Origin of the sequence: Sphingomonas sp. CFBP 8765 (assembly GCF_014841445.1) — a bacterium.
Classification (GTDB): Bacteria; Pseudomonadota; Alphaproteobacteria; order Sphingomonadales; family Sphingomonadaceae; genus Sphingomonas; species Sphingomonas aerolata.
Genome location: NZ_JACYTY010000003.1, coordinates 282925 through 303976, shown reverse-complemented (window position 1 = coordinate 303976; position 21052 = coordinate 282925). Strand labels below are relative to the sequence as shown.

Here is a 21052-nt window from a genome sequence, read left to right as displayed (position 1 = left end):
CGAATGTTCATGCACATGCACGGCCGTGGATGCGGTCATCGTGACGGACACCATGCCGCGATGGGCGGCGGCTATGGCGGCGGCCGGGGCGGCGGGCGCTTCGCCTTCGCCTGGGGGCCGGGTGAGGGTGAGCGGCCGGGGGGCGGACGGCAGCGGCGGATGTTCGACGCGGGCGAACTGCGCCTCGTCCTGCTCAGGCTGATCGCCGACTCACCGCGCCACGGCTATGACCTGATCCGCGCGATCGAGGATCTGACCGGGGGGGCCTATGCGCCGAGTCCGGGCGTGGTCTATCCGACGATCACGCTGCTCGACGAGATGGGGCTGATCGAGGAGCAGCAGTCCGAAGGCGCGAAGAAGCGTTTTGCGATCACGCCGGCCGGCACCACGCATCTCGACGAGAATGCTGAGCAGGTCGCGGCGTTGATGGCGCGGCTGGCGGCGGTCGGCGAGCATCGCGAACGTGCGGATCGCGCTCCGATCCGGCGCGCGATGGGCAATCTGCGCCATGCGGTGCAGGACCGGCTGCTCGGCGACGGGTTCTCGGAAGAGGCGGCGCACCAGGTGGCGGCGCTGATCGACGAGGTCGTCCAGAAGATCGAGCGCGTGAAGTGAGCGTGTCGGTCGCACGCGTGCCGACGCAATCGGCCAGCCGGTATCTCCAGCAGCTCGCCAAGCACTGGAGCCACAAGATGGAGGTGCGCTTCACCGAAGAGGAGGGGCGTATCGCGTTTCCGGGTGGCGCGGTGCTCGAAATGCGCGCGGACAGCCAGACGCTCGACGTCGCGCTGACGGTGCCCGAGGGCGGGGATGTCGAACGGATGCGCGACGTGGTGTCGAGCCATCTCGACCGGTTCGCGTTTCGCGAGGCGCCGCTGACGTTCGATTGGGTAGACGCGTAACCGGACGGCCGCGCGTCGCATTCAATCACCGGTGCCGGCGCGCCATCACCGCGGAATAGGTGTCGAGCACCGTCTGGTTAATTGTGTCCCAGCGATAGCCCGCGGCCTTGGCGTGCCCGGCTTCGCCCATCGACTGCCGGAGCGCGGGATCCGACACGATCCGGCCGATCGCATCCGCATAGGCGCCGATATCGGTGGGTGGTACGAGGAAGCCGGTCGTGCCGTCCTCGATCAGGTCGACCGCGCCGGTCGCGCGCGCGGCGACCACGGGCACGCCCGCCGCCATCGCCTCGAGCGTCACGTTGCCAAAGGTCTCGGTGATGCTCGGGTTGAAGAACACGTCCATCGACGCGACTGCGCGTCCGAGCGCGTCGCCCGACTGGAAGCCGGCGAACACAGCCTCGGGGACATGGCCCGCGAACCAGTCGCGCGCAGGACCCTGGCCGACGACGACGACACGGTGCGGCACGCCGCGGCGGCGCAGTTCAGTGACCACGTCCGCAAAGACGTCGAGGCCCTTTTCCTTGACCAGCCGGCCGAGAAACCCGACCACCATCTCGTCGTCGGCGATGCCGAGCGACCGGCGCCAGGCCGTGTCGCGGCGCGCCGGGTCGAACCGCGCGTGATCGATACCGCGTGACCAGATGCCGATCGACGACTTCACGCCCCAGCCGCGGAGCAGCTCGGCCATGCTGGGTCCAGGCACCAGGACCTCTTCCACGCGATTGTAGAAGCGCGTCAGCCGCTTCTTCGCGATCGGCTCGAGGAAGCCGAGCCGGTAATAGCGGAAATAGGTCTCGAACCGGGTGTGGAAGGAGGCGACGGTCGCGATGTCGCGTTTGCGCGCATAGGCGACCGCGGCATGGCCGAGAAACTCGGGCGCCGAGACATGGACGATATTGGGGGCGAACGCGTCAATGTCGCGGCGGACGCGCGGCGTGATCCCGAGTGCGGCGCGATATTCGCCGCGTCCGCCGACCAGCGGGATCGCGGGCACGTCGACCAGATCGCCGATCGCGGGGAAGGCGGGCTCCGCGACCGTCGGCGAATAGACCCGCACCTTGACGCCACGCGACAGCAAATGGCCGACGAGCAGGTTCAGCGACTGGTTCGCACCATCGCGGACGTAATTATAGTTGCCGCTAAACAGGGCCACGCGGAGGTCGGTCGGCTGCATCGCTCGGGCGGATAGCGTTGCCCGTCGGTTAGCGCCAGACAATCCTCTGTCGCCGAGGCGGTGGCGTTTCGCGGCGCGGGTGATCGCTGTTCCCTTATCGTTCCTATCTGGCTACACCGCGGCGATGGCGAAAATTCAGAAACGGTATGTGTGTCAGGCGTGCGGTTCGGTCGCATCGCGCTGGGCCGGGCAATGCGCCGACTGCCACGAGTGGAACACGCTGGTCGAGGAGGCTAATACCGCCGCGACGCCGTTTCATTCGAAGCACAATCTGCAGACCGGCGGCCGTGCGATCCAGCTTGTCGGGCTGGATGCGGAGATCAAGCTGCCGGACCGGATGGCGACCGGTATCGCCGAGCTCGACCGCGCACTGGGCGGGGGATTTGTCGAAGGATCGGCGACGCTGATCGGCGGCGATCCCGGGATCGGCAAGTCGACCTTGCTGTTGCAGGCGGCAGCGAAGATGGCGCTTGCCGGCCAGTCGGTGGCCTATGTCTCGGGCGAGGAGGCGGCGGACCAGGTCCGGCTGCGCGCGCGGCGTCTCGGGCTCGGCAATGCGCCCGTGCAACTCGCGGCGGCGACCTCGACGCGCGACATCCTGACGACATTGCAGACAAGACCGCCGGCGATGCTGGTGATCGATTCGATTCAGACGATGCATTCCGACCTGATCGAAGGCGCACCCGGTACGGTCAGCCAGGTGCGGGCATCGGCGCAGGAGCTGATCCGGTTCGCCAAGGAGCGCGGGACCGCGGTCGTGCTGGTCGGCCATGTGACCAAGGACGGCAGCATCGCGGGGCCGCGCGTGCTCGAGCATATGGTTGACACGGTGCTGAGCTTCGAAGGCGAGCGCAGTCACCAGTACCGGATCCTGCGCGCGATCAAGAACCGCTTCGGCGGCACCGACGAGATCGGCGTCTTCTCGATGCAGACCGAGGGGCTGGCCGAGGTCGGCAACCCATCGTCGCTGTTCCTGACGACGCGCGACGACGCGATGACCGGCGCGACGGTGTTCCCGGCGCTGGAGGGGACGCGACCCGTGCTGGTCGAGATCCAGGCGTTGACGGTGCGGCTGGCGAGCGGCGCGACGCCCAGGCGCGCGGTGGTCGGATGGGATTCGGGGCGGCTGGCGATGATCCTCGCGGTGCTCGAGGCGCGGTGCGGGCTGAGCTTCTCGTCGGCCGAGGTCTATCTCAACATTGCCGGTGGGTACCGCGTGCAGGATCCCGCCGCCGATCTCGCGGTCGCCGCGGCGCTGATATCGGCGATGGCGGAGCGTCCCGTACCGGTCGATGCGGTCGCGTTCGGCGAGGTGGCCTTGTCGGGCGAGATCCGGCCGGTCGCGCACGGTCCGCTGCGGCTGAAGGAAGCGAGCAAACTTGGGTTCGAGCGCGCGCTGGTCCCCGCGTCGATGAGCGACGAGAAGAGCGGCATGCGGCTATCGGGGTTCAAGACGCTCGCCGCGTTCGTCGACCACATGCTCGGGCGGGGATGAGGCGGGGCGAGGCGTCCGGCGTCGGGGCGGGCGACCGCGGGGTGGCGATGAACGGGCGGTTCGTGCGGCTGCACTAGCGGTTCGCGGCGCTCGTCCCTATTCCAGAGATCATGAACCTCACCGCCCTCGATGTCATCGTCCTGCTCGCGGTTGCCGGCGCCGCCGTACTCGGCCTGATTCGCGGGTTCGTGACCGAGGTGCTTTCGATGTTCGCCTGGGTCGCGATGGTGGCGATGCTCAAGCTGTTCCACATCCCCGTCGCGGCCGCGCTGACGCCGGTCATCGGGACGGTCAGCGGCGCAGCGGTCCTCGCCTTCGCGCTTATCACCGGGCTGACCTATATCGGCGGGCGGCTCGTCGCCAACGCGATCGGCGCGCGGACGCGGACTTCGATCCTGGGACCGGTCGATCGCGCGCTCGGATTCGGGTTCGGGGCGCTGAAGGGACTGATCCTCGCAAGCCTCGTCTTCCTGCTGGCGACGCTGGTGATCGACACGATGAGTGGCGGTGCGGCGCGGCGGCCCGAATGGATGACCCGCTCGCGCACCTATCCGCTGCTCAATGCGACGAGCGCGAGCATTGCCGATTTCGTCGATCGCCGCCGTCGCGGCAAACCGGTGTTCGGCACGAAGCCGAACGTTTCCCGATCCGATACCGCAAGTGAGCCGACCCCATGAACGCCCCACTCTACAATGCCGAGATCCTGCGTCTTGCCGCGTCGATTCCGTATCATGAGCGCCTGACCGCGCCGATGGCGACTGCGGAACGCCGCTCGCCGATCTGTGGCAGCCGCGTGACGGTGGACGTTGATATGGGCGCGGATGGGCGCGTCGCCGCGGTTGGGTTGCTGGTGCGCGCCTGTGCGTTGGGTCAGGCGTCCTCGTCGTTGCTCGCCTCGAGCATCGTCGGGCGGACGCCTGCGGAGCTGGCGGCGGCACGCGATGCGATCACCGCTTGGCTCGCGCGCACCGGCGATGCGCCCGACTGGCCCGGGATGGATGTCTTCGCACCCGCACTCGACTATACCGCGCGGCATCCGTCGATCCGCCTCGCTTTCGAAGCGGCGGCGGAGGCGGCCGAGGCCGCGGCTAACAATGCGTCGGGTCATGCGGAGGTGTCGGTCACGGCACCTGCGAGCGCGTCTGCCGGGACCGATGTCTGATGCATGACGGCACGCCGACGTCGCTCTTGCGCGACGGGGTGGTCCTGCTCGGCTTCGGGCTGGTGTTCGTACTGCTGTTCCGAAGGATCGGCCTCGGCGCGACGCTGGGCTATCTCGTCGCGGGGGCGGTCGTCGGGCCGCATGTCCTGGGGCTGGTGGGTGACGCGGAGGCCAAGCTCGGGTTTGCCGAACTCGGTATCACGTTGCTGCTGTTCATCGTCGGGCTCGAGCTCAACCCGAGCCGGCTGTGGCGGATGAAGCATGAAATCTTCGGTCTGGGCCTGATGCAGGTGGTTGCCTGCGGTCTGGCGATCACCGCGATCGTGTGGCTCGGCGCGCGCTTCTCGCTGCCCGCCGCGCTCGCCTTAGGACTGCCGCTCGCGCTGTCGTCGACCGCGCAGGTGTTGCCGATGCTGCAATCCTCGGGGCGGATGCGGACGCCCTTTGGCGAGCGCGCCTTCTCGATCCTGCTGTTTCAGGATCTGTCGATCGTCCCGCTGATCACGATCGTTGCGGCGATGAGCCGCAATCCCGCCGATGCGAATGCGCCGCCTGGATGGCTGCTAGCGCTCTACACGGTCGCCGCGGTCGTCGGGCTGATCATCGCCGGGCGGTTCCTGTTGCGGCCGTTCTTCCGGCTGATCGGCAATATGGGCGAGCGCGAGATGTTCGTGTTCGCCGGCCTGTTCACGGTCATCGCCAGCGCCGCAGTGATGGAATGGCTCGGCCTGTCGACCGCGCTCGGCGCGTTCATCGCCGGCGTGATGCTCGCGGACAGTCCGTACCGGCATGAGCTTGAGGCCGATGTCGAGCCGTTCCGATCGATTCTGCTCGGACTGTTCTTCCTCGCGGTCGGCATGCTGCTCGATCTCGGCGCGATCGCCGAGCGGCCGCTGTTCGTGCTGGCGATGGCCGCGGCGCTGATCGCGACGAAGACCGGCGTGATCATGGCGATCGGCATGGCGTTCAAGATGACCTGGCGGCAGGCCTTCGCGCTCGGCCTGTTGCTGAGCCAGGGCGGCGAATTCGGCTTCGTGCTGTTCGCACAGGCCCAGGCGGGGCTGCTGATCGATCCGGAAGCAGCGAGCCTGTTCGGCGCGATCATCACGCTGTCGATGGCGACGACCCCGTTCCTGATGGGGATTACCCGCCGGTTCCGGACCGAGCCGATTGCACCGGGCACCGATCGGGAGGGTCCGGTCGCCGATGGCGCCAATGCGATCATCGTCGGCTATGGCCGGTTCGGGCAGACGGTCGGTCAGATGCTGCTGGCACAGGGCATCCCGGTCACGCTGATCGATACCGATATCGAGATGATCGACATTGCAGGCGAGTTCGGCGCCAAGGTCTATTACGGCGACGGCACCCGGCTCGACCTGTTGCGCCAGGCGGGGGCGGCGGACGCCGAACTCATCTGCATGTGCATCGACGGCGATCAGATCGAGCCGGAGACGATAGCGGCGATTCACGAGGCGTTTCCCAAGGCCGAGATCTATGTCCGCGCGTTCGATCGCCGCACGCTCGTCAAGCTGAAGAACGGCCCGGCGACCTATGTCGTTCGCGAGGTTCTCGAATCGGCGGTCAAGATGGCGCGGCTGGCGCTACGTGGGCTCGGCGTTGCGCCGGCCGAGATCGATCGCGCGGAGGAAGCGTACCGGGCGCGCGACAAGGAGCGGTTGCGCATCCAGATCGCCGCCGGCGACATTCGTGCGGCGCGCACCGAGACCGCGCAGCGCTTTCCATGGGGGAATGATCCACAATGATGCTCGCAGTTCTGGCGGCGCTGTCGGGCGCCATCGCGGTCGCGGCGGGCGCGTTCGGTGCGCACGGTGCAAGCGGTCCCGCGGTGGAGTGGTTGAAGACGGGCGCGCAGTATCAGCTGATCCATGTCGTCGCGGCGCTGGTCGCGGTGCGAACGGAGGCGCGGGGGCCGGCATGGCTGTTCGTCATCGGTGCGGCGATCTTTGCGCTGACGCTCTACGCCATGGCGCTGGGGGCGCCGCGCTGGTTGGGTGCGATTACGCCGATCGGCGGCGCGTTGCTGATTGGCGGCTGGCTGTGGCTGGCGTGGAGCGCAGCGCGCAGCTGACGGTGCTGCTGTGCTATCGCTTCTTGCGGCAGGCATCCGAGCAGTAGATCACCGAATCCCAGTCTCGCGCCCATTTCTTGCGCCAGGTGAACGGCCGTTCGCAGGCTGGGCAAATCTTCGTCGGCAGGTTCTGCTTGGCGACGCCATTGGGCATCAGCGGGGCTCCGCGTCGAGGAAGGCGGCGACGTCGGCGAGGTCGACGGTCGTGTCGAGATAGGTCCGGCCGATCCCGCGGGCGAGCAGGAAGGGCAGGGTGCCCGCCGCCATCTTCTTGTCGTGGCGCATGTGATCGACGAGCGTCGCGCCATCCGCGGCGACATGCGCGCCGGCCAATCCGTCGGGCAGCTGAACCGCGCGCCAATGCGCCGCCACCCGATCGGCCTCGTCGCGCGGGCACAGTCCGTGGGCCGCCGAATAGCGGAATGCCAATGCGCAGCCTGCCGCGACGCCCTCGCCGTGGATCAGCGTCTGCGAGAAGCCCGTCTCGGCCTCGAGCGCATGGCCGAAGGTGTGACCCAGATTGAGCAGCGCGCGCGTGCCGGTCGTCTCATGCTCGTCGGCCGCGACGATGCGCGCCTTTGCCGACACGCTGTGGATGATGGCGTATTCGCGGAGTGCGATGTCGCCGGCGAGCAATGCCGCGCCGTTCGTCTCGCACCAGGCGAAGAAGGCGGGGTCGTCGATCAGCCCGTATTTCACCACCTCGGCATAGCCCGCGCGCAGCTCGCGGATCGGCAGCGTGTCGAGCACCTGCGGATCGATCAGGACCATCGCCGGCTGGTGGAAGGCGCCGATCAGGTTCTTGCCCGCACGCGTGTTGATCGCGGTCTTGCCGCCGACCGAACTGTCGACCTGCGCGAGCAGCGTGGTCGGGATCTGGACGAAGCGGCAGCCGCGCTTGAGGATGGCGCAGGCAAAGCCGACGAGATCGCCGATCACCCCGCCGCCAAGCGCGACGACGTGATCGCCGCGCTCGATGCCGATGTCGAGCAGGCGGTCGCACAGCCGTTCCAGCGTCGCCCAGCTCTTCGATCCCTCGCCGGGCGAAAGCACGATCGCCTCGCTCGCGACGCCGTGCGCCGTGAGTGACGCCTGCAGCGTCGCCAGATGGCCGCTCAGATTCTCGTCGGTGACGATCGCCATCGTCCGACCGCGCGCGAGCGGCGCCAGATGATCGCCGGCATCCTCGAGCAACCCTGCCTGGATGTGGATCGGATAGGTCCGTGCGCCCAGGTTCACGGTGATGACGGTCATAGGCCGATGGCTTTCAGGATGGAGGCGACGGTCGCCTCGTGCGGCGCCTTGTTGCTCGCGATATGGATATGCGCCTTGGCGTAGATCGGGTTGCGGACGCGAGCGAGCTCGGCAAGCACCTGACCCGCGTCGCGGTTGCGCAGCAGCGGGCGGGTGTTGCGACGCCCGACGCGTTCGACGAGGATCTCGGGCGGCGCGCTGAGCCAGATCGCGGTGGCTTCGGCGAGGATGAGGCTGCGAGTCTCGTCATTGATGAACGCGCCGCCGCCGGTCGCGATGACCTTCGGTGTGCCGTCGATCAGCCGCGCGATCACGCGGCGCTCGCCGTCACGGAAATAGGCTTCGCCATATTTGGCGAAGATCTCGCTCACGCTCATGCCGGACGCGGCCTCGATCTCGTGATCGGCGTCGACGAAGGGCAGCCGCAAGCGGTGCGCGAGGCGGCGGCCGACGGTGGTCTTGCCCACGCCCATCAGGCCGACGAGCACGATCGGGGGGCCGCTCCAGGGGGCAATCGGGTTGTGGCTTTGCAACATCGCGGTCCGCGCTATACAGCGGCACTGCGCGGGGGGAAACGGCATCCGCATGCCTATTCGCATCCGTCACCAATGTCCTATCAGTCTTTTACAAGGTTTTGCGTATGTCCCGCCTGATAGTCTCGGTCGTCGTTATCCTGGTCGTCGTCGTCGGTGGGTTGTTCCTGCTCGCCGGACGCGCCACGGAGCGCCCGCAGACGCAAGTCGAGAAGGCCGTGACGCTTGCGAACCTGTCCTAAGGTCACGCTGGCGGCGCTCGCCGCCGCCTGCAGCCTTGCCGCGCTCGCGCCGGCGATCGGGCAGGACCGACCGGAATCACTTCTGCCGCCCGGTTTCGGTGACACGACGCCAACACCGGCGCCTGCACCGCGGCGGACTCCCCCGTCCGCCAACCCGACGCAGTCCCAGCCGCCCGGACAGGCACCAGCCCGGTCCGCACCGACGACCCCGTCTTCGGGCCCGACCGCGTCCCCCGGCGCTCCCGTTCCGGCGCCGCCGGCCGGGATGGCGACGATCCAGCCGCTACCCGCACCTGATGGCAGCATTGCGCCGCTGACGGCGACGCCTGCCGCTGACACGCCGCCACTGATCGATCCGGCGGTACTCGCGCAATATGAGATGCCGGCCTCGGCGCGGCGTTCACTCGACCGTGTGGGGCCGATCGGCCCCGGCGAGGGCGGTCTTGCGGCCGACGCGTTCGGTGATGCCGAGGGCCCCTATCTCGAGACGCTGATGCGGCGGTTGAGCGCGCCGCTCCCGTCGCGCTGGATGTCGATCCTGTTGCGACGGGCGCTCGTGTCGCGGGTCGAGACCCCGGTCGGTGTCAACGGCGCGGATTTCGCCGCCGAGCGTGCCTGGCTGTTGCTGCGCATGGGCGAATCCGTCGCCGCGCGTGCGGTGGTGCAGGGCGTCGATACCGGCAATTACACGCCCAAACTCTATCAGGTGGCGATGAATGCCGGTCTCGCCGCGGGCGATCCGGGGGCACTGTGCCCGCTCGTCGAGGGCGCGATGCAACGCGCGCCAGCGCGTGGCTGGACGATGGCGCAGGCGATGTGCGCGGGGCTTTCGGGATCGCCGACCCAGGCCGGCACGCTGATCACCGCGGCACGGCGCCGCAACGTCGCGTCGGGCGTCGACATGCTGCTTGCGCAGAAGGTCGTCGGCGCGGGCGGGCAGGGGCGTCAGGCGGTCACGATCGAATGGGATTCGGTCGACCAGCTGACCTCGTGGCGGTTCGGCCTGGCGATGGCGACCGGCGTCGCCGTTCCCGATGCGCTGTACCGTACCGTGGGCGTCCAGGCGACCTATTGGCGCGCGCTGTCGCCTGCGATGACGATCGCCGACCGCCTGCCCGCCGCGGATGCCGCCGCGGCGCAAGGCGTGCTGTCGAGCGCAGCGCTGGTCGATCTCTATGCGGCGGCGGAGGCGGACGACAGCGTGCAGAGCGCGGTGGCCGCGACCGTGCAGGACCTGCGTACCGCCTATGCCGACCGCAATGCCGAAGGCCGGATGACCGCGCTGCGATCGATCTGGGGCAAGGCGGAAGATGCTTGGCCGTCCTATGCCCGGATGGTGCTGACCGCGCGGGCGGCGGCACGGATCCCGCCCGCAAATGGCGAACGCGATGCGGACCGGATGGTCGCCGCGATGCTGTCCGCGGGGCTCGACCGGACGGCGGCGCGCTGGCGTGGCACGGTCGCCAAGGGGGGCGATGGCTGGGCGATGATCGCGCTGGCGGATCCCGATGCGACCGGTCGCCTGAGCTATGGCGATCTTGCGGCCTATAGCGGTGGTCGGGGCGATTCGGCCCTGAAGCAGCGTCTGCTGTTCGCCGGACTGGCCGGTCTCGGCCGTTTGAGCGCGGGCGATATCGAACGCGCGGCGCAGGCGCTGGCGGTTCCGATCGGCACCGAGAATGGCTGGACGCGCGCGCTCGACAAGGCGGCGCGTGCCGGCCAGACGGGGACGGTCGCGCTGCTCGCGGCGACGGGCATGCAGACCGCCAGCTGGCACGGCATGCCGCCCGAGGCCTTGTACCGGATCGTCGCCGCGTTGCGCGCCGTGGGTCTCGAGGGCGAGGCGCGTATGATCGCGGCCGAGGCAATCGCGCGCGCGTGACGCGGTTGCGATCATGACCGATGCGGTCGCCGGGGCAAATGCGGTCGAGCGCGCGCCGCCGGCGGCGAGCGACCGGGCGCTGATCGAGCGGTTCCTCGAGATGATGGCGGCGGAATCGGGCGCTGCGCCGAACACGATCGCGGCGTATCGCAGCGATCTCATGCTCGCATCACGCGTCGTCGAGGGCGCGCTGGCCCGCGCGGACGGCGATGCGCTGGGGCGGCTGGCCGACAGCTGGAGCAGCCTGTCGCGCGCGACGGTCGGCCGCAAGTCTGCAGCCTTGCGACGGTTCTTCGGATTTCTCGCCGACGAAGGGCATCGCAGTGACGATCCAGGCAAGGCACTGCCGCGGCCGGGCACGGCACGGCCCTTGCCGAAGATCCTCAGTCATGCCGATGTCGACCGGTTGTTCGCCGCGATCGTCGAGCGCGTGGCGCGCGATCCGATGGATCCGGCCGACCTGCGGCTCTCCGCGCTGATCGAACTGCTTTACGGATCGGGGCTGCGAGCGACCGAACTCGTCAGCCTGCCACGCGCCGCAGTGCATCCCGACCGGCCGTTCCTGATCCTGCGCGGTAAGGGCGGGCGCGAGCGGCTCGTGCCGATCTCGGACCGGGCGCGTGCCGCCGTCGCGCTGTGGCGCACGCATGTCGCGGCGGATCAGCCCTGGCTGTTCCCCTCCGGCAAGGGGCATTTGTCACGGATTCGCCTGTACCAGATCGTCAAGGCGCTGGCCGCAGAGGCGGGGGTGCCCCCCGACCGCGTCAGCCCGCATGTCCTGCGCCACGCCTTCGCGACGCATCTGCTCGCGGGGGGCGCCGATCTGAGGGCGTTACAGGCGATGCTCGGGCATGCCGATATCGCGACGACGGAGATCTATACGCATGTCGAGGCGAGCAAACTGATCGAGCTCGTCAACACCCGCCACCCCCTGACCGATCCTGAGCACGCGACCGCACGTTGACGTTCCGGCGCGCGCCCCGTAACCGACGCGGATGCCAAGCTTCCTCGACTTTGAGAAACCCATCGCCGAACTGCAGGGGCGGATCGACGAACTTCGTGAGACCGCCAGCGATGGCAATCTCGATCTGTCCGCCGATATCATGCGGTTGCAGGCGAAATCCGACAAGCTGCTGAAGGACACCTTCGCCCGGTTGACGCCGTGGCAGAAGACGCAGGTCGCGCGCCATCCCGAGCGGCCGCACTTCAAGGATTATGTGGCCGCGCTGTTCGAGGAATTCATGCCGCTCGCCGGTGACCGGGCGTTCGGCGACGACCAGGCGATCCTGGGGGGATTTGCAACGTTCCGCGGCCGCAAGATCATGGTGCTCGGCCATGAGAAGGGCGACGATACCGCGAGCCGGCTGCGGCACAATTTCGGCATGGGCAAGCCCGAGGGCTATCGCAAGGCGATCCGCCTCGTCGAACTCGCCGACCGTTTCGGCCTGCCGATCGTAACCCTGGTCGACACGTCGGGGGCGTTTCCCGGCATCCAGGCTGAAGAGCGCGGACAGGCGGAGGCGATCGCCCGGTCGACCGAAGCCTGCCTGAACGCAGGCGTGCCGATCGTCTCGGCGATCGTCGGCGAGGGCGGATCAGGTGGCGCGGTCGCGCTGGCGGCGGGCAACCGCGTGCTGATGTTCGAACATGCCATTTATTCGGTGATCAGCCCCGAAGGCTGTGCGTCGATCCTGTGGCGTACCGCGGACAAGGCGGCCGAGGCCGCGGAGGCGATGCGCATCACGGCGCAGGATCTAAAGGCGTTCGGCGTGATCGACACGATCGTCCCCGAACCGCTGGGTGGCGCGCACCGTGACCGCGCGGTGGCGATCGACGCGCTGGGCAGCGCGCTGACGGATGCACTCGACTCGCTCGTTCCTTTGTCGCCGGTCGAGCTGCGCAAGGAGCGCCAGGCCAAGTTCCTCAAGATGGGCCGTCTCTGAGCCCGACAACGAAAGGGCGGCGGATCCGAAGATCCGCCGCCCTATGCGTTTCGTTTCGATCCTGGGACCGAGCAGATCAGGTCGTCGAGCCGTTCAGCTTGGTCGAGACGTTGTTGAACGTCTTGTTCAGGCTGCCACCCAGGCCCTGCATCGCGGCGATGGCTGCGACGGCGATCAGCGCGGCGATCAGGCCGTACTCGATTGCGGTTGCGCCCTTGGTATTCTTGAAAATTTTCCGAAGCGTCTGCATTCCGGTCTCCATCGTTAAAAGCATCAGTCACCCGGCCGCCCGGGGCTACACCGGATCAGCAATTTCGTGACTAGACGTGACCCATTGAGAAAAGCTTAAACGGGCGGATTTTTGCTATGGTTAGCGCGCGTTAGCCACTCGGTTGTGCAGCATACCCCAGAGCGCCGTGGTGCCATCAGCAAGATAGACGAGTCCGGCAATCATGCCGAGAACGACGAGCGCAAGAATAAGGCCGTATTCGACTGCGGTAGCGCCGCGCCGGTCGGTGATGAGCGCGGCCGCAGCGGCGCGGATCTTGCGACGCATGGTCTTTACGACGATCAGCTTCGGCTTCATGGCGTGGCCTATACAGCGCGGAGATTAACGAATGACCAAAGTCGCTTACTTGTTGCCGGTCGTCGCCGCCGCGCTGGTCGATGCGGACGGCCGCGTCCTGCTACAGCAGCGCCCCGAGGGCCGCTCGCTCGCCGAGCTGTGGGAGTTTCCGGGCGGCAAGGTCGAGCCGGGCGAGACGCCCGAAGCCGCCCTGATCCGCGAACTCGAAGAGGAACTGGCGATAACCGTGCCGCAGGCCTGTCTTGCCCCCGCCGCCTTCGCCAGTGCGCCGCTCGACGACCGGCATCTGCTCCTGCTGCTGTATATCACGCGCAAATGGACCGGCGTGCCGCGCGCACTGGAGGCATCCGCATTGCGCTGGGTCCGCCCGGCGGACATGCACGACCTGCCGATGCCACCTGCCGACCGGCCGTTGATCGGACTGCTCGACGCCTTGTTGTAAGCGCACCCTCAGCGTTTCGGCGCCAAAGGGCAGACGGCGTCAGTCGATCCGGTACTGGATCGGTTTGAACGCGCCGCCATTGGACTGGAGCGCGGAACAGGCCGTTAAGCCAATGATCAGGTCCATCTCCGCGCGGAATGTGACGGTGTCGCCGGCACGGCTGAGCGGTGGTTCAACCGTGAACGCCCCAGTCTTGCCATCGATTGGCACGTTCATGAAGCAGTTGAACGCGACCGGGATCGCATCCGGCTCGATACCATAAGGCGCGAGCGCCGCCGCGAGATTGCCGAAGCAGCCCCGGTGCGGATCGGTGTCGCCGTAGATGATCGCGAAGGTTTCCTTCGAACACGGCGTCAGCAGGAAATCATGCCGGCCGACATCATCGGCGATGATGTCGAGCATCACGGTGCTGCGGTTCGAATAGAGCCGGTCGCCCGTGGTGAGATAGAGCCGGCTGGCATAGTCCAGCGTCCGCCCCGACGAAATCACCTCGCGCGTGTCGGCGCGGCTATAAGCCAGAAGATCGGCGACCTGCCGGCCCTCGGGATCGATCACGGTCAGCGTCTGGCCGCGATCGAGCGTGAAGGCTGTCCCCGACCGGGGGCTGATCGTTTCAACCATGTGCACTGCTCCGCTTGAACGGGCATTTCCAGGAATCATCGACGACCCGCCCGCTATACTGGCGTGCCTCGCTCGATTCGCCGTGGCGCGCAAGCATCGGGTTCATCGACCCCGCCAGCTCGAGATCGCGCGCCAGGATCGACGTCCGCAGCTTGTCGTAGCGCTGTTGCGTCCGCAGCACCTCGAACTGGTCGTGGAGGTTAAACACCATCGCCGGCGCCTCGAAACGCCGTGCGGGACGGCTCGCCTGCGGGTGCAGGCCGACGACGAAAAACGCCTCGCCGGAAAAGCTCAACGAAAAATGCGGATCGTCGGGATCGGCGCTGACCGAGGGATCGGGACGATGGCCTAGCCACGCGTCCTTGTCGCTCAGCGACTGGGCCCGAGCCCAGAGGTGCGCTTCGAATTCCTCTTCGCTCAGGTGCGTGGCACTGTCGGCCGGGCCTTCGAACAACACCACGAGCGTACGGAAAATCGCGCGATCCTGGTGATATTTGCGGACCGTGTCGCCCAGCATCGGCAGGATGCGCAGATCGTCCCATGCCGATCGAAGGTCGCGCGCGACGATGATGTCCATCTGCCCCTTCGCCAGCGCCGACTTGGCGCCGACACACGGGAAGGCAGTGTCCTTGATCGTCGCGATGAACGCGCGTGCGAGCGGATGGTCGTTTTGGGATTGCGGCTGATACATGGTCGACGAGGAACAGATGGGCGGCGGCTTTGTTTCGCCTTCGACGCGATTGACTCATCTCGATCAATATGAATCCGCTGATGAGCGCGTCACGTGCGCGGTATTGCGGTGGGGAAACAGGCATGCTGACGGAAAAATTTTTGCTGGGCCGAGGCCGCGAGGACCTGAGCGCACAGGAAAAGCAGATCCTGGAGGACAGCGTCGCCGAGGTAAGGTCGCTGCCGCCGCGCCATCGCCTCGTGCGTGCCGGCCAGCCCGTCCAGACGAGCACACTGCTGCTCGAAGGGTTCATCTGCCGTTACATGGATGATCGGGATGGTCTGCGGCAGCTCGTCGCCGTCCATATCCCGGGGGATTTTGTCGATCTTCACGCCTTCCCGATGAAGCGGCTGGATCATGACGTCGCGACTTTGGGGCCAGTAAAGGTCGCGACGTTCGAACATGAGACGCTGAAGACGATCACCGAACGGCATCCGCATCTGACGCAGCGGCTCTGGTTCAGCACGCTGCTCGATGCGGCGATGCACCGCGAATGGATTTTCCGGATGGGGCGGCTCGGCGCCGAGGGCCGCGTGGCGCATCTGTTCTGCGAGATTTACGCACGACTGGCGATGGTCGGCTTGGCGAAGGACGGCCGCTACGCGCTGCCGATGACCCAGCCCGATCTGGCGGAGGCCTGCGGCATCACCGGCGTCCACGTCAATCGCGTGCTGCGCCTGCTGCGAGAGCGCAAGCTGGTGACATTCCGGGCAAATACCGTCGAGATCATGGATCCAGCCGGGCTGGCGAGTGTTGGGGAATTTCATCCCGACTATCTTTACGGGACGAGCGCCACCCCCGCCGGAGCCTTTGCATGAACGACAGGTTGAAGCCGGAGGACGAGCCGGGCGTAGCGGCGGCCGAGCAGGGGCAGGTGACGCTCGATGGTCCCAATGGCCTGGCGATCGCGATGACGCCCGCGGCGGCGGCCGAAACGGGCCGCCGGCTGATCGAGGCGGCACGTCTGGCTGAACAGCAGTCCCCGCCTTCAAACGCTATGGATGGGCATTCAGAGGCGTCTGACGACGTCTAGGGCCCGGCAGCCTGACCGGTCCTTTGGCGCCCCGGACACGGCCTGCCAGCGGGGGCCGGGGGCTGCCGCCGCGGCACGCGGGGTTCCGCATCTGCACATTGTCTCTATGATGGCGTCAACATCGTCCGGGAGAACCATGTGCATTTTCTACCCCTCGCAATCAGTGCAGCCGCATTGATGGCGTCAGCATCTACCATGGCGCAGACCGCGGTCGCGCCCTCCGCCAATCCGCTGCTTGCCGACTGGACCGGCCCCGCCGGCGGAGTACCGCCCTGGGACAAGGTCCGCCCCGAACTGTTCCCGCAGGCGTTCGAGACGACGCTGGCGGAGCGCACCGCCGAATATCGCAAGATCGCCGACAACCCGGCCAAGCCCAGCTTCGCGAACACGATCGTGCCGATGCAGCTTGCGGGCAAGCGCTACGGGCAGGTGATGACGCTGTTCGGCGTGATGACGGGCAACATGAACACGCCCGCCTATCAGAAGCTCGACCGCGAATGGTCGCCCAAATTCTCCGCCGCGTCGGATGCCATCACGTTCGACAAGCCGCTGTTTGCGCGGATCCAGGCGATCTACGACGCACGCAATTCGAGCGGCCTCGACGCGCAGCAGATCCGGCTCGTGACGCGGATCTATGACAGCTATGTGCGCCAGGGCGCGAAACTGAACGATGCGCAGAAGGCGCAGCTGTCCCAGTATAACCAGCAGCTCGCGACGCAGTTCTCGACCTTTGGCGAGAAGCTGCTCGCCGACGAGAGCAAGGCGATCTCGGTCACCAACGAGGCGCAGCTGGCCGGGCTTCCCGACAGCGTGAAGGCCGTCGCCAAGGCCGCGGCGGCCGAGCGCAAGCTGCCGGGCTTCGCGATCGTCAACACGCGCTCGGCGGTCGATCCGGTGCTGACCTACGCGACCGACCGCGCCCTGCGCGAGAAGGTGTGGCGCGCGTTCGTCAATCGCGGCGATAACGGCGATGCCAACGACACGAACGCGACGATCGCGCAGATCGTCAAGCTGCGTGCCGACCGCGCGCATCTGCTCGGGTTCAAGACGCATGCCGACTGGCGGATGCAGGACACGATGGCCAAGACGCCCGCCGCGGCGATGGACCTGATGATGCGTGTCTGGCCCGCCGCCAAGGGACGCGTCGCCGAGGAAGTCGCCGACATGCAGAAGGTCGCCGGCACGTCGCTGATGATCGAGCCCTGGGATTACCGCTTCTATCAGGAGAAGGTCCGCAAGAGCCGCTACGATCTCGACCAGGCGCAGCTCAAACCGTATTTCGAACTCGGCAACATCATCCAAGGCTCGCTCTACGCCGCCAACCGGCTATACGGGCTGAACTTCAAGGAGATCACCGGCACGGTGCCGGTGTTCGAGCCGAACATGCGTGTGTGGAGCGTGACGGACAAGGCCGGCAAGGATGTCGGGCTGTTCTACCGCGACGATTTCGCGCGGACTGGCAAGCGCTCGGGCGCCTGGGCGAACACCTATCGCGGGCAGCGCGGGTTGGCCCCGGCGCAGCTGGTGCTGTCGTCGAACAACAACAATTTCGCCAAGGGCGCACCCGGCGAGCCGATCCTGATCAGCCTCGACGATGCGCAGACGCTGTTCCACGAATTCGGCCATGCGATCCACGCGATGCTGCAGAACGTCCAGTATCCGGGCCTTGCAGGCACGCCGCGTGACTTCGTGGAATATCCGAGCCAGGTGAACGAGCATTGGCTGCTGACCCGTGACGTGCTCGACAAATATGCGCGGCATTACCAGACCAAGGCGGCGATGCCGCAGGACCTGCTCGACAAGATCGAGAAGTCACGGACGTTCAACCAAGGCTTTGCCACCGCGGAATATCTGTCGTCGGCGATCGTCGACATGAAGATCCACACCGTGGCCAATGGCGTGATCGACCCGGACAAGTTCGAGGCGGCGACGCTCGCCGAGATCGGCATGCCCAAGCAGCTGGTGATGCGGCACCGCGTGCCGCAGTTCCAGCATCTGTTCTCGTCCGACAGCTATTCGGCGGGCTATTACAGCTATCTCTGGTCCGAGACGATGGACGCGGACACGTTCGCCGCGTTCGAGGAGGCGGGCAGCCCCTGGGACAAGCCGACCGCGGACAAGTTCGCAAGGCTCCTTCTGTCGACGGGTAACGAGACCGATCGTGCCGAGGCGTATCGCGCCTTTCGCGGTCGCGACCCGGATGTGAACGCGTTGCTCAAGAAGCGCGGCTTTGCCCCAACTCAAGCCGCACAGGACGCGAAATAATGGCCCCCGATCAGAAAACGCGCCTGAAAGCGATAATCGGCGGATCGACCGGCAATCTCGTCGAGTGGTTCGACTGGTACGTCTATTCGGCCTTCACGCTCTACTTCGCGCCGCATTTCTTCCCGTCGACGGATCGCACCGCGCAGCTGCTGAGCGCGGCGGCGATTTTCGCCGTCGGCTTCCTGATGCGGCCGATCGGCGCATGGATCATGGGGGTCTATTCCGATCGCCACGGCCGCAAGGCGGGGCTGACCGTCGCGGTGACGCTGATGTGCGCGGGGTCGCTGATCATCGCCTGCACGCCGGGATACGAGACGATCGGCGTGTTCGCGCCGATCATGCTGGTGATCGCACGCCTGATGCAGGGGTTGTCGGTCGGCGGTGAATATGGCGCGTCGGCGACATATCTGACCGAAATGGCAGGCAAGGATCGCCGCGGGTTCTTCTCGTCGTTCCAGTATGTCACGCTGATCTCCGGACAGCTGCTCGCGATCTGCGTGCTGCTGGTGCTCCAGTCGACGATGAGCGAGGCGGCACTCGATTCCTGGGGCTGGCGCATTCCGTTCGCGATCGGTGCGGTCCTCGCCGTGGTCGTGTTCTACATTCGTCGCGGGCTGGCCGAGACGCAGAGCTTCGAGAATGCCAAGTCCGAGGCGGGCGACGGCAAGCCCAAGTCGGGCTTCCTCCAGCTGATCACCAAGCATCCCCGTGAGACGATGACGGTGATGCTGCTGACCGCAGGCGGTACGCTCGCCTTCTATGCCTACTCGATCTACATGCAGAAGTTCCTGGTGAACACGAGCGGCTTCAGCCGCGAGGTCGCGAGCCAGATCAATGCCGCGACGCTGTTCGTGTTCATGCTGCTCCAGCCGATCGCGGGCGGGCTGTCGGATCGGGTCGGCCGCAAGCCGCTGATGATCGCGTTCGGCATTGCAGGCGTGCTGTTCACCTATCCGATCTTCACCGCGCTCGAGACCGCGACCAACCCGATCTATGCCGGGTTGCTCGTCATGGCGGCGCTGCTGATCGTGACGGGCTACACCTCGATTAACGCGGTCGTGAAGGCCGAGCTGTTCCCCGCACACATCCGGGCGCTGGGCGTGGCCTTGCCCTACGCGCTCGCCAACACGCTGTTCGGCGGGACCGCCGAATATGTCGCGCTCAAGTTCAAGGATTCCGGGTTCGAGCGCGGCTTCTACTGGTATGTGACCGGGATGATCGCGGTGTCGCTGATCGTGTATCTGCGGATGAAGGATACGCGGACCAACAGCCAGATCGTCGAGGACTAGGCGAGCATTGTCCCCCTCTCCGGTGGGGAGGGGGAAGACCGGTCAGCGCGGGAGTTCGATGATCGCGTCGAGGCCGCCGCCCGTGCGGTTGACGAGACGGATCTCGCCGCCGGCCTCGCGGATGATGGCGCGGGCGAGCGCAAGGCCTAGTCCGATGCCCCCGGTTTCGCGGTTGCGCGACGTTTCCAGCCGGGTGAACGCGTCGAACACGTCGCCCATGCGATCCTCGGGGATCCCGGGTCCCTGATCGGCGACGACGATCGCGACGCGGCGCGCGTCCGCCTCGACGCGGACCTCCGCCGACACACCATATTTGACCGCATTCTCGATCAGGTTGCGCACCGCTCGCCGGATCAGCGAGGGGCGCAGGTGCATCCGGAGCCGCCCCGCCTCGACGAACGTCACATTGTCACCGATATCGCGGAAATCCTCGACCACCGCGTCGACCAGCGCCGCCAGATCGACATCGGTCGGCGGCTCGCTCGGACGGCCGAGCCGGGCGAGCGACAGGATGTCGTCGAGCGTGCGGTTCATCTCGGCAATCGTGTCCGCCATCCGGGTGCGATCGGTGTCGTCCTCGACCGACTCGATGCGAACACGCAGTGCTGCCAGCGGCGTGCGCAGGTCATGGCCGATCGCACCGAGCATCCGATCCTTCTCGTCGAGCATCGCGGTGACGCGCAGCCGCAGCGCGTTGAATGCGCCGACCAGCGCGGCGACGTCGTCGGGGCCGCGAACCGACAGCGCGATACCCGGCTCGCCTGGCCGGAACGCCTCCGCCGCAGCACGCAGATCGCGCAACGGGCGCGACATCCGCCGGACGATCCACAGCACCGGCAACAGCACGATGACGTACAGGATCGCGGTCTGGCTCAACAGTGCGAACAGCAGCCGCCAGCCCGGCTGCGGCCACGGCGCGGTGATCGCCAGCCACCCGCGGCCCGGCTGTTCGACCGCGATCACCAGCGTGGGGCCCTGCAGGTCGCCCCGCCGGTCGGCGTTGCGACGACCCTCCCGCCGCCGGGACCCGGCATCGTCGTCGGAAACCGGGCGCAGACCGGTATCGATCCGGCCCACCGTCAGCCCTTGGTCGGCAAGCTGGCGACGGAGTTCCGCCGCGACCTCCGGATGCCGCTGATAGGCGAAGGGGGCGAGCGGATTGGCGGTGAGGCGACGGACCCGGCCGCGGTCGGCAGTCAGCGGTCGCCCGGCATGCGCCTCGCGTTCGAGCGCGTCGGCAATCCGCGTCGCCACCGGTCGCGTCGCCTGGGCGAGACGAAATTCGGTCCGGTCGCGGAGGATGAGCCCGAAATTGATCGCCTGCGCGACGAACAGGGCGAGCGCAATCAGCAGCGCCATCTGCCCTGCCAGACTGCGCGGCCAGGGTCGGGACGCCGTCACGGGTGC

General features: G+C 67.2%; 25 protein-coding genes. 16 read left to right on the top strand and 9 right to left on the bottom strand.

Annotated features, from left to right (window positions below; genetic code table 11):
- The first annotated feature begins 3 nt into the window (after window positions 1–3).
- Together IFT87_RS10045 and IFT87_RS10040 are read left to right on the top strand one after the other, a co-directional pair.
- Window positions 4–615 carry a PadR family transcriptional regulator gene (locus tag IFT87_RS10045; RefSeq protein WP_426290763.1) on the top strand — a complete coding sequence of 204 codons (612 nt, stop codon included), beginning with the start codon at window positions 4–6 and terminating at the stop codon, window positions 613–615.
- Window positions 612–902 (top strand): DUF2218 domain-containing protein, encoded by a 291-nt coding sequence (locus IFT87_RS10040; protein WP_037529002.1) that lies wholly within the window; start codon window positions 612–614, stop codon window positions 900–902. Before IFT87_RS10045 ends, IFT87_RS10040 begins: the two co-directional genes overlap by 4 nt.
- Window positions 903–927: 25 nt before the next feature.
- Here the strand turns inward: IFT87_RS10040 and IFT87_RS10035 are convergent, their stop codons facing one another.
- Window positions 928–2079: a glycosyltransferase family 4 protein gene (locus tag IFT87_RS10035; protein WP_192008358.1), complete on the bottom strand. Its 1152-nt coding sequence runs from the start codon at window positions 2077–2079 to the stop codon at window positions 928–930.
- A gap of 124 nt (window positions 2080–2203) precedes the next feature.
- On the opposite strand from IFT87_RS10035, the gene radA reads away from it, so the two are divergent.
- The 5 genes from radA (at window position 2204) to IFT87_RS10010 (ending at window position 6825) form a co-directional block, all read left to right on the top strand.
- Window positions 2204–3574 carry a DNA repair protein RadA gene (radA, locus tag IFT87_RS10030; RefSeq protein ID WP_031439611.1) on the top strand — a complete coding sequence of 457 codons (1371 nt, stop codon included), beginning with the start codon at window positions 2204–2206 and terminating at the stop codon, window positions 3572–3574.
- A gap of 110 nt (window positions 3575–3684) precedes the next feature.
- Complete coding sequence (locus tag IFT87_RS10025) at window positions 3685–4251, top strand: CvpA family protein (RefSeq protein ID WP_031439610.1); 567 nt, start codon at window positions 3685–3687, stop codon at window positions 4249–4251.
- Entirely contained in the window at window positions 4248–4736 is a 489-nt protein-coding gene (locus IFT87_RS10020) for an iron-sulfur cluster assembly scaffold protein (protein ID WP_037529006.1), read from the top strand. Before IFT87_RS10025 ends, IFT87_RS10020 begins: the two co-directional genes overlap by 4 nt.
- Entirely contained in the window at window positions 4736–6499 is a 1764-nt protein-coding gene (locus IFT87_RS10015; RefSeq protein ID WP_031439608.1) for a cation:proton antiporter domain-containing protein, read from the top strand. Before IFT87_RS10020 ends, IFT87_RS10015 begins: the two co-directional genes overlap by 1 nt.
- Window positions 6496–6825: a DUF423 domain-containing protein gene (locus IFT87_RS10010; RefSeq protein WP_031439607.1), complete on the top strand. Its 330-nt coding sequence runs from the start codon at window positions 6496–6498 to the stop codon at window positions 6823–6825. The genes IFT87_RS10015 and IFT87_RS10010 overlap by 4 nt, the downstream gene beginning before the upstream one ends.
- A 13-nt stretch (window positions 6826–6838) precedes the next feature.
- Here IFT87_RS10010 and IFT87_RS10005 read toward each other — a convergent pair whose 3' ends face one another.
- Genes IFT87_RS10005 through IFT87_RS09995 form a run of 3 tightly spaced genes read right to left on the bottom strand, consistent with a single transcriptional unit; the run spans window position 6839 to window position 8615 of the window.
- Window positions 6839–6979 carry a DUF2256 domain-containing protein gene (locus IFT87_RS10005; protein WP_081874135.1) on the bottom strand — a complete coding sequence of 47 codons (141 nt, stop codon included), beginning with the start codon at window positions 6977–6979 and terminating at the stop codon, window positions 6839–6841.
- Window positions 6979–8079 (bottom strand): 3-dehydroquinate synthase, encoded by a 1101-nt coding sequence (gene aroB, locus IFT87_RS10000; RefSeq protein WP_031439606.1) that lies wholly within the window; start codon window positions 8077–8079, stop codon window positions 6979–6981. The genes IFT87_RS10005 and aroB overlap by 1 nt, the downstream gene beginning before the upstream one ends.
- Entirely contained in the window at window positions 8076–8615 is a 540-nt protein-coding gene (locus IFT87_RS09995) for a shikimate kinase (RefSeq protein WP_031395245.1), read from the bottom strand. Before IFT87_RS09995 ends, aroB begins: the two co-directional genes overlap by 4 nt.
- A 104-nt stretch (window positions 8616–8719) precedes the next feature.
- Between IFT87_RS09995 and IFT87_RS20700 the strand changes: the two genes are divergently transcribed.
- The 4 genes from IFT87_RS20700 to IFT87_RS09980 are packed head-to-tail and all read left to right on the top strand — an operon-like array spanning window position 8720 to window position 12679.
- Window positions 8720–8854, top strand: coding sequence for a hypothetical protein (locus IFT87_RS20700; RefSeq protein WP_260171443.1), 135 nt, complete (start codon window positions 8720–8722; stop codon window positions 8852–8854).
- Complete coding sequence (locus IFT87_RS09990; RefSeq protein ID WP_192008356.1) at window positions 8838–10736, top strand: hypothetical protein; 1899 nt, start codon at window positions 8838–8840, stop codon at window positions 10734–10736. Before IFT87_RS20700 ends, IFT87_RS09990 begins: the two co-directional genes overlap by 17 nt.
- A gap of 13 nt (window positions 10737–10749) precedes the next feature.
- Window positions 10750–11700, top strand: coding sequence for a tyrosine-type recombinase/integrase (locus tag IFT87_RS09985; RefSeq protein ID WP_192008354.1), 951 nt, complete (start codon window positions 10750–10752; stop codon window positions 11698–11700).
- A 31-nt stretch (window positions 11701–11731) separates the two neighbouring features.
- Entirely contained in the window at window positions 11732–12679 is a 948-nt protein-coding gene (locus IFT87_RS09980; RefSeq protein ID WP_037529007.1) for an acetyl-CoA carboxylase carboxyltransferase subunit alpha, read from the top strand.
- Between the two features lie 76 nt (window positions 12680–12755).
- Here the strand turns inward: IFT87_RS09980 and IFT87_RS09975 are convergent, their stop codons facing one another.
- Both IFT87_RS09975 and IFT87_RS09970 read right to left on the bottom strand, forming a co-directional pair.
- The gene (locus IFT87_RS09975; protein ID WP_031396231.1) at window positions 12756–12929 is read right to left on the bottom strand and encodes a Flp family type IVb pilin; all 174 of its coding nucleotides are present in this window, start codon (window positions 12927–12929) and stop codon (window positions 12756–12758) included.
- Window positions 12930–13049: 120 nt separating this feature from the next.
- Window positions 13050–13265 (bottom strand): Flp family type IVb pilin, encoded by a 216-nt coding sequence (locus IFT87_RS09970; RefSeq protein WP_409349158.1) that lies wholly within the window; start codon window positions 13263–13265, stop codon window positions 13050–13052.
- A gap of 31 nt (window positions 13266–13296) precedes the next feature.
- Here IFT87_RS09970 and IFT87_RS09965 point away from each other — a divergent pair, with 31 nt between their 5' ends.
- Complete coding sequence (locus IFT87_RS09965) at window positions 13297–13707, top strand: (deoxy)nucleoside triphosphate pyrophosphohydrolase (RefSeq protein WP_192008351.1); 411 nt, start codon at window positions 13297–13299, stop codon at window positions 13705–13707.
- A 39-nt stretch (window positions 13708–13746) separates the two neighbouring features.
- On the opposite strand, the gene IFT87_RS09960 is transcribed toward IFT87_RS09965, so the two are convergent.
- A complete protein-coding gene (locus IFT87_RS09960; RefSeq protein ID WP_037529011.1) occupies window positions 13747–14328 on the bottom strand; it encodes a DUF1989 domain-containing protein in 582 nt (193 codons plus the stop codon).
- A complete protein-coding gene (gntA, locus tag IFT87_RS09955) occupies window positions 14321–15019 on the bottom strand; it encodes a guanitoxin biosynthesis heme-dependent pre-guanitoxin N-hydroxylase GntA (protein ID WP_183936358.1) in 699 nt (232 codons plus the stop codon). Before gntA ends, IFT87_RS09960 begins: the two co-directional genes overlap by 8 nt.
- A gap of 68 nt (window positions 15020–15087) precedes the next feature.
- Here gntA and IFT87_RS09950 point away from each other — a divergent pair, with 68 nt between their 5' ends.
- The 4 genes from IFT87_RS09950 (at window position 15088) to IFT87_RS09935 (ending at window position 19645) form a co-directional block, all read left to right on the top strand.
- A complete protein-coding gene (locus IFT87_RS09950) occupies window positions 15088–15876 on the top strand; it encodes a Crp/Fnr family transcriptional regulator (RefSeq protein WP_446740631.1) in 789 nt (262 codons plus the stop codon).
- Entirely contained in the window at window positions 15873–16091 is a 219-nt protein-coding gene (locus IFT87_RS09945; protein ID WP_037529014.1) for a hypothetical protein, read from the top strand. Before IFT87_RS09950 ends, IFT87_RS09945 begins: the two co-directional genes overlap by 4 nt.
- 195 nt (window positions 16092–16286) lie before the next feature.
- On the top strand, window positions 16287–18356 hold the full coding sequence (locus tag IFT87_RS09940; RefSeq protein ID WP_249403293.1) for a M3 family metallopeptidase: 2070 nt from the start codon (window positions 16287–16289) through the stop codon (window positions 18354–18356).
- Complete coding sequence (locus tag IFT87_RS09935; RefSeq protein WP_056406182.1) at window positions 18356–19645, top strand: MFS transporter; 1290 nt, start codon at window positions 18356–18358, stop codon at window positions 19643–19645. Before IFT87_RS09940 ends, IFT87_RS09935 begins: the two co-directional genes overlap by 1 nt.
- A gap of 42 nt (window positions 19646–19687) precedes the next feature.
- On the opposite strand, the gene IFT87_RS09930 is transcribed toward IFT87_RS09935, so the two are convergent.
- Window positions 19688–21004 carry a sensor histidine kinase gene (locus IFT87_RS09930; protein WP_192008510.1) on the bottom strand — a complete coding sequence of 439 codons (1317 nt, stop codon included), beginning with the start codon at window positions 21002–21004 and terminating at the stop codon, window positions 19688–19690.
- Window positions 21005–21052: the final 48 nt, after the last annotated feature.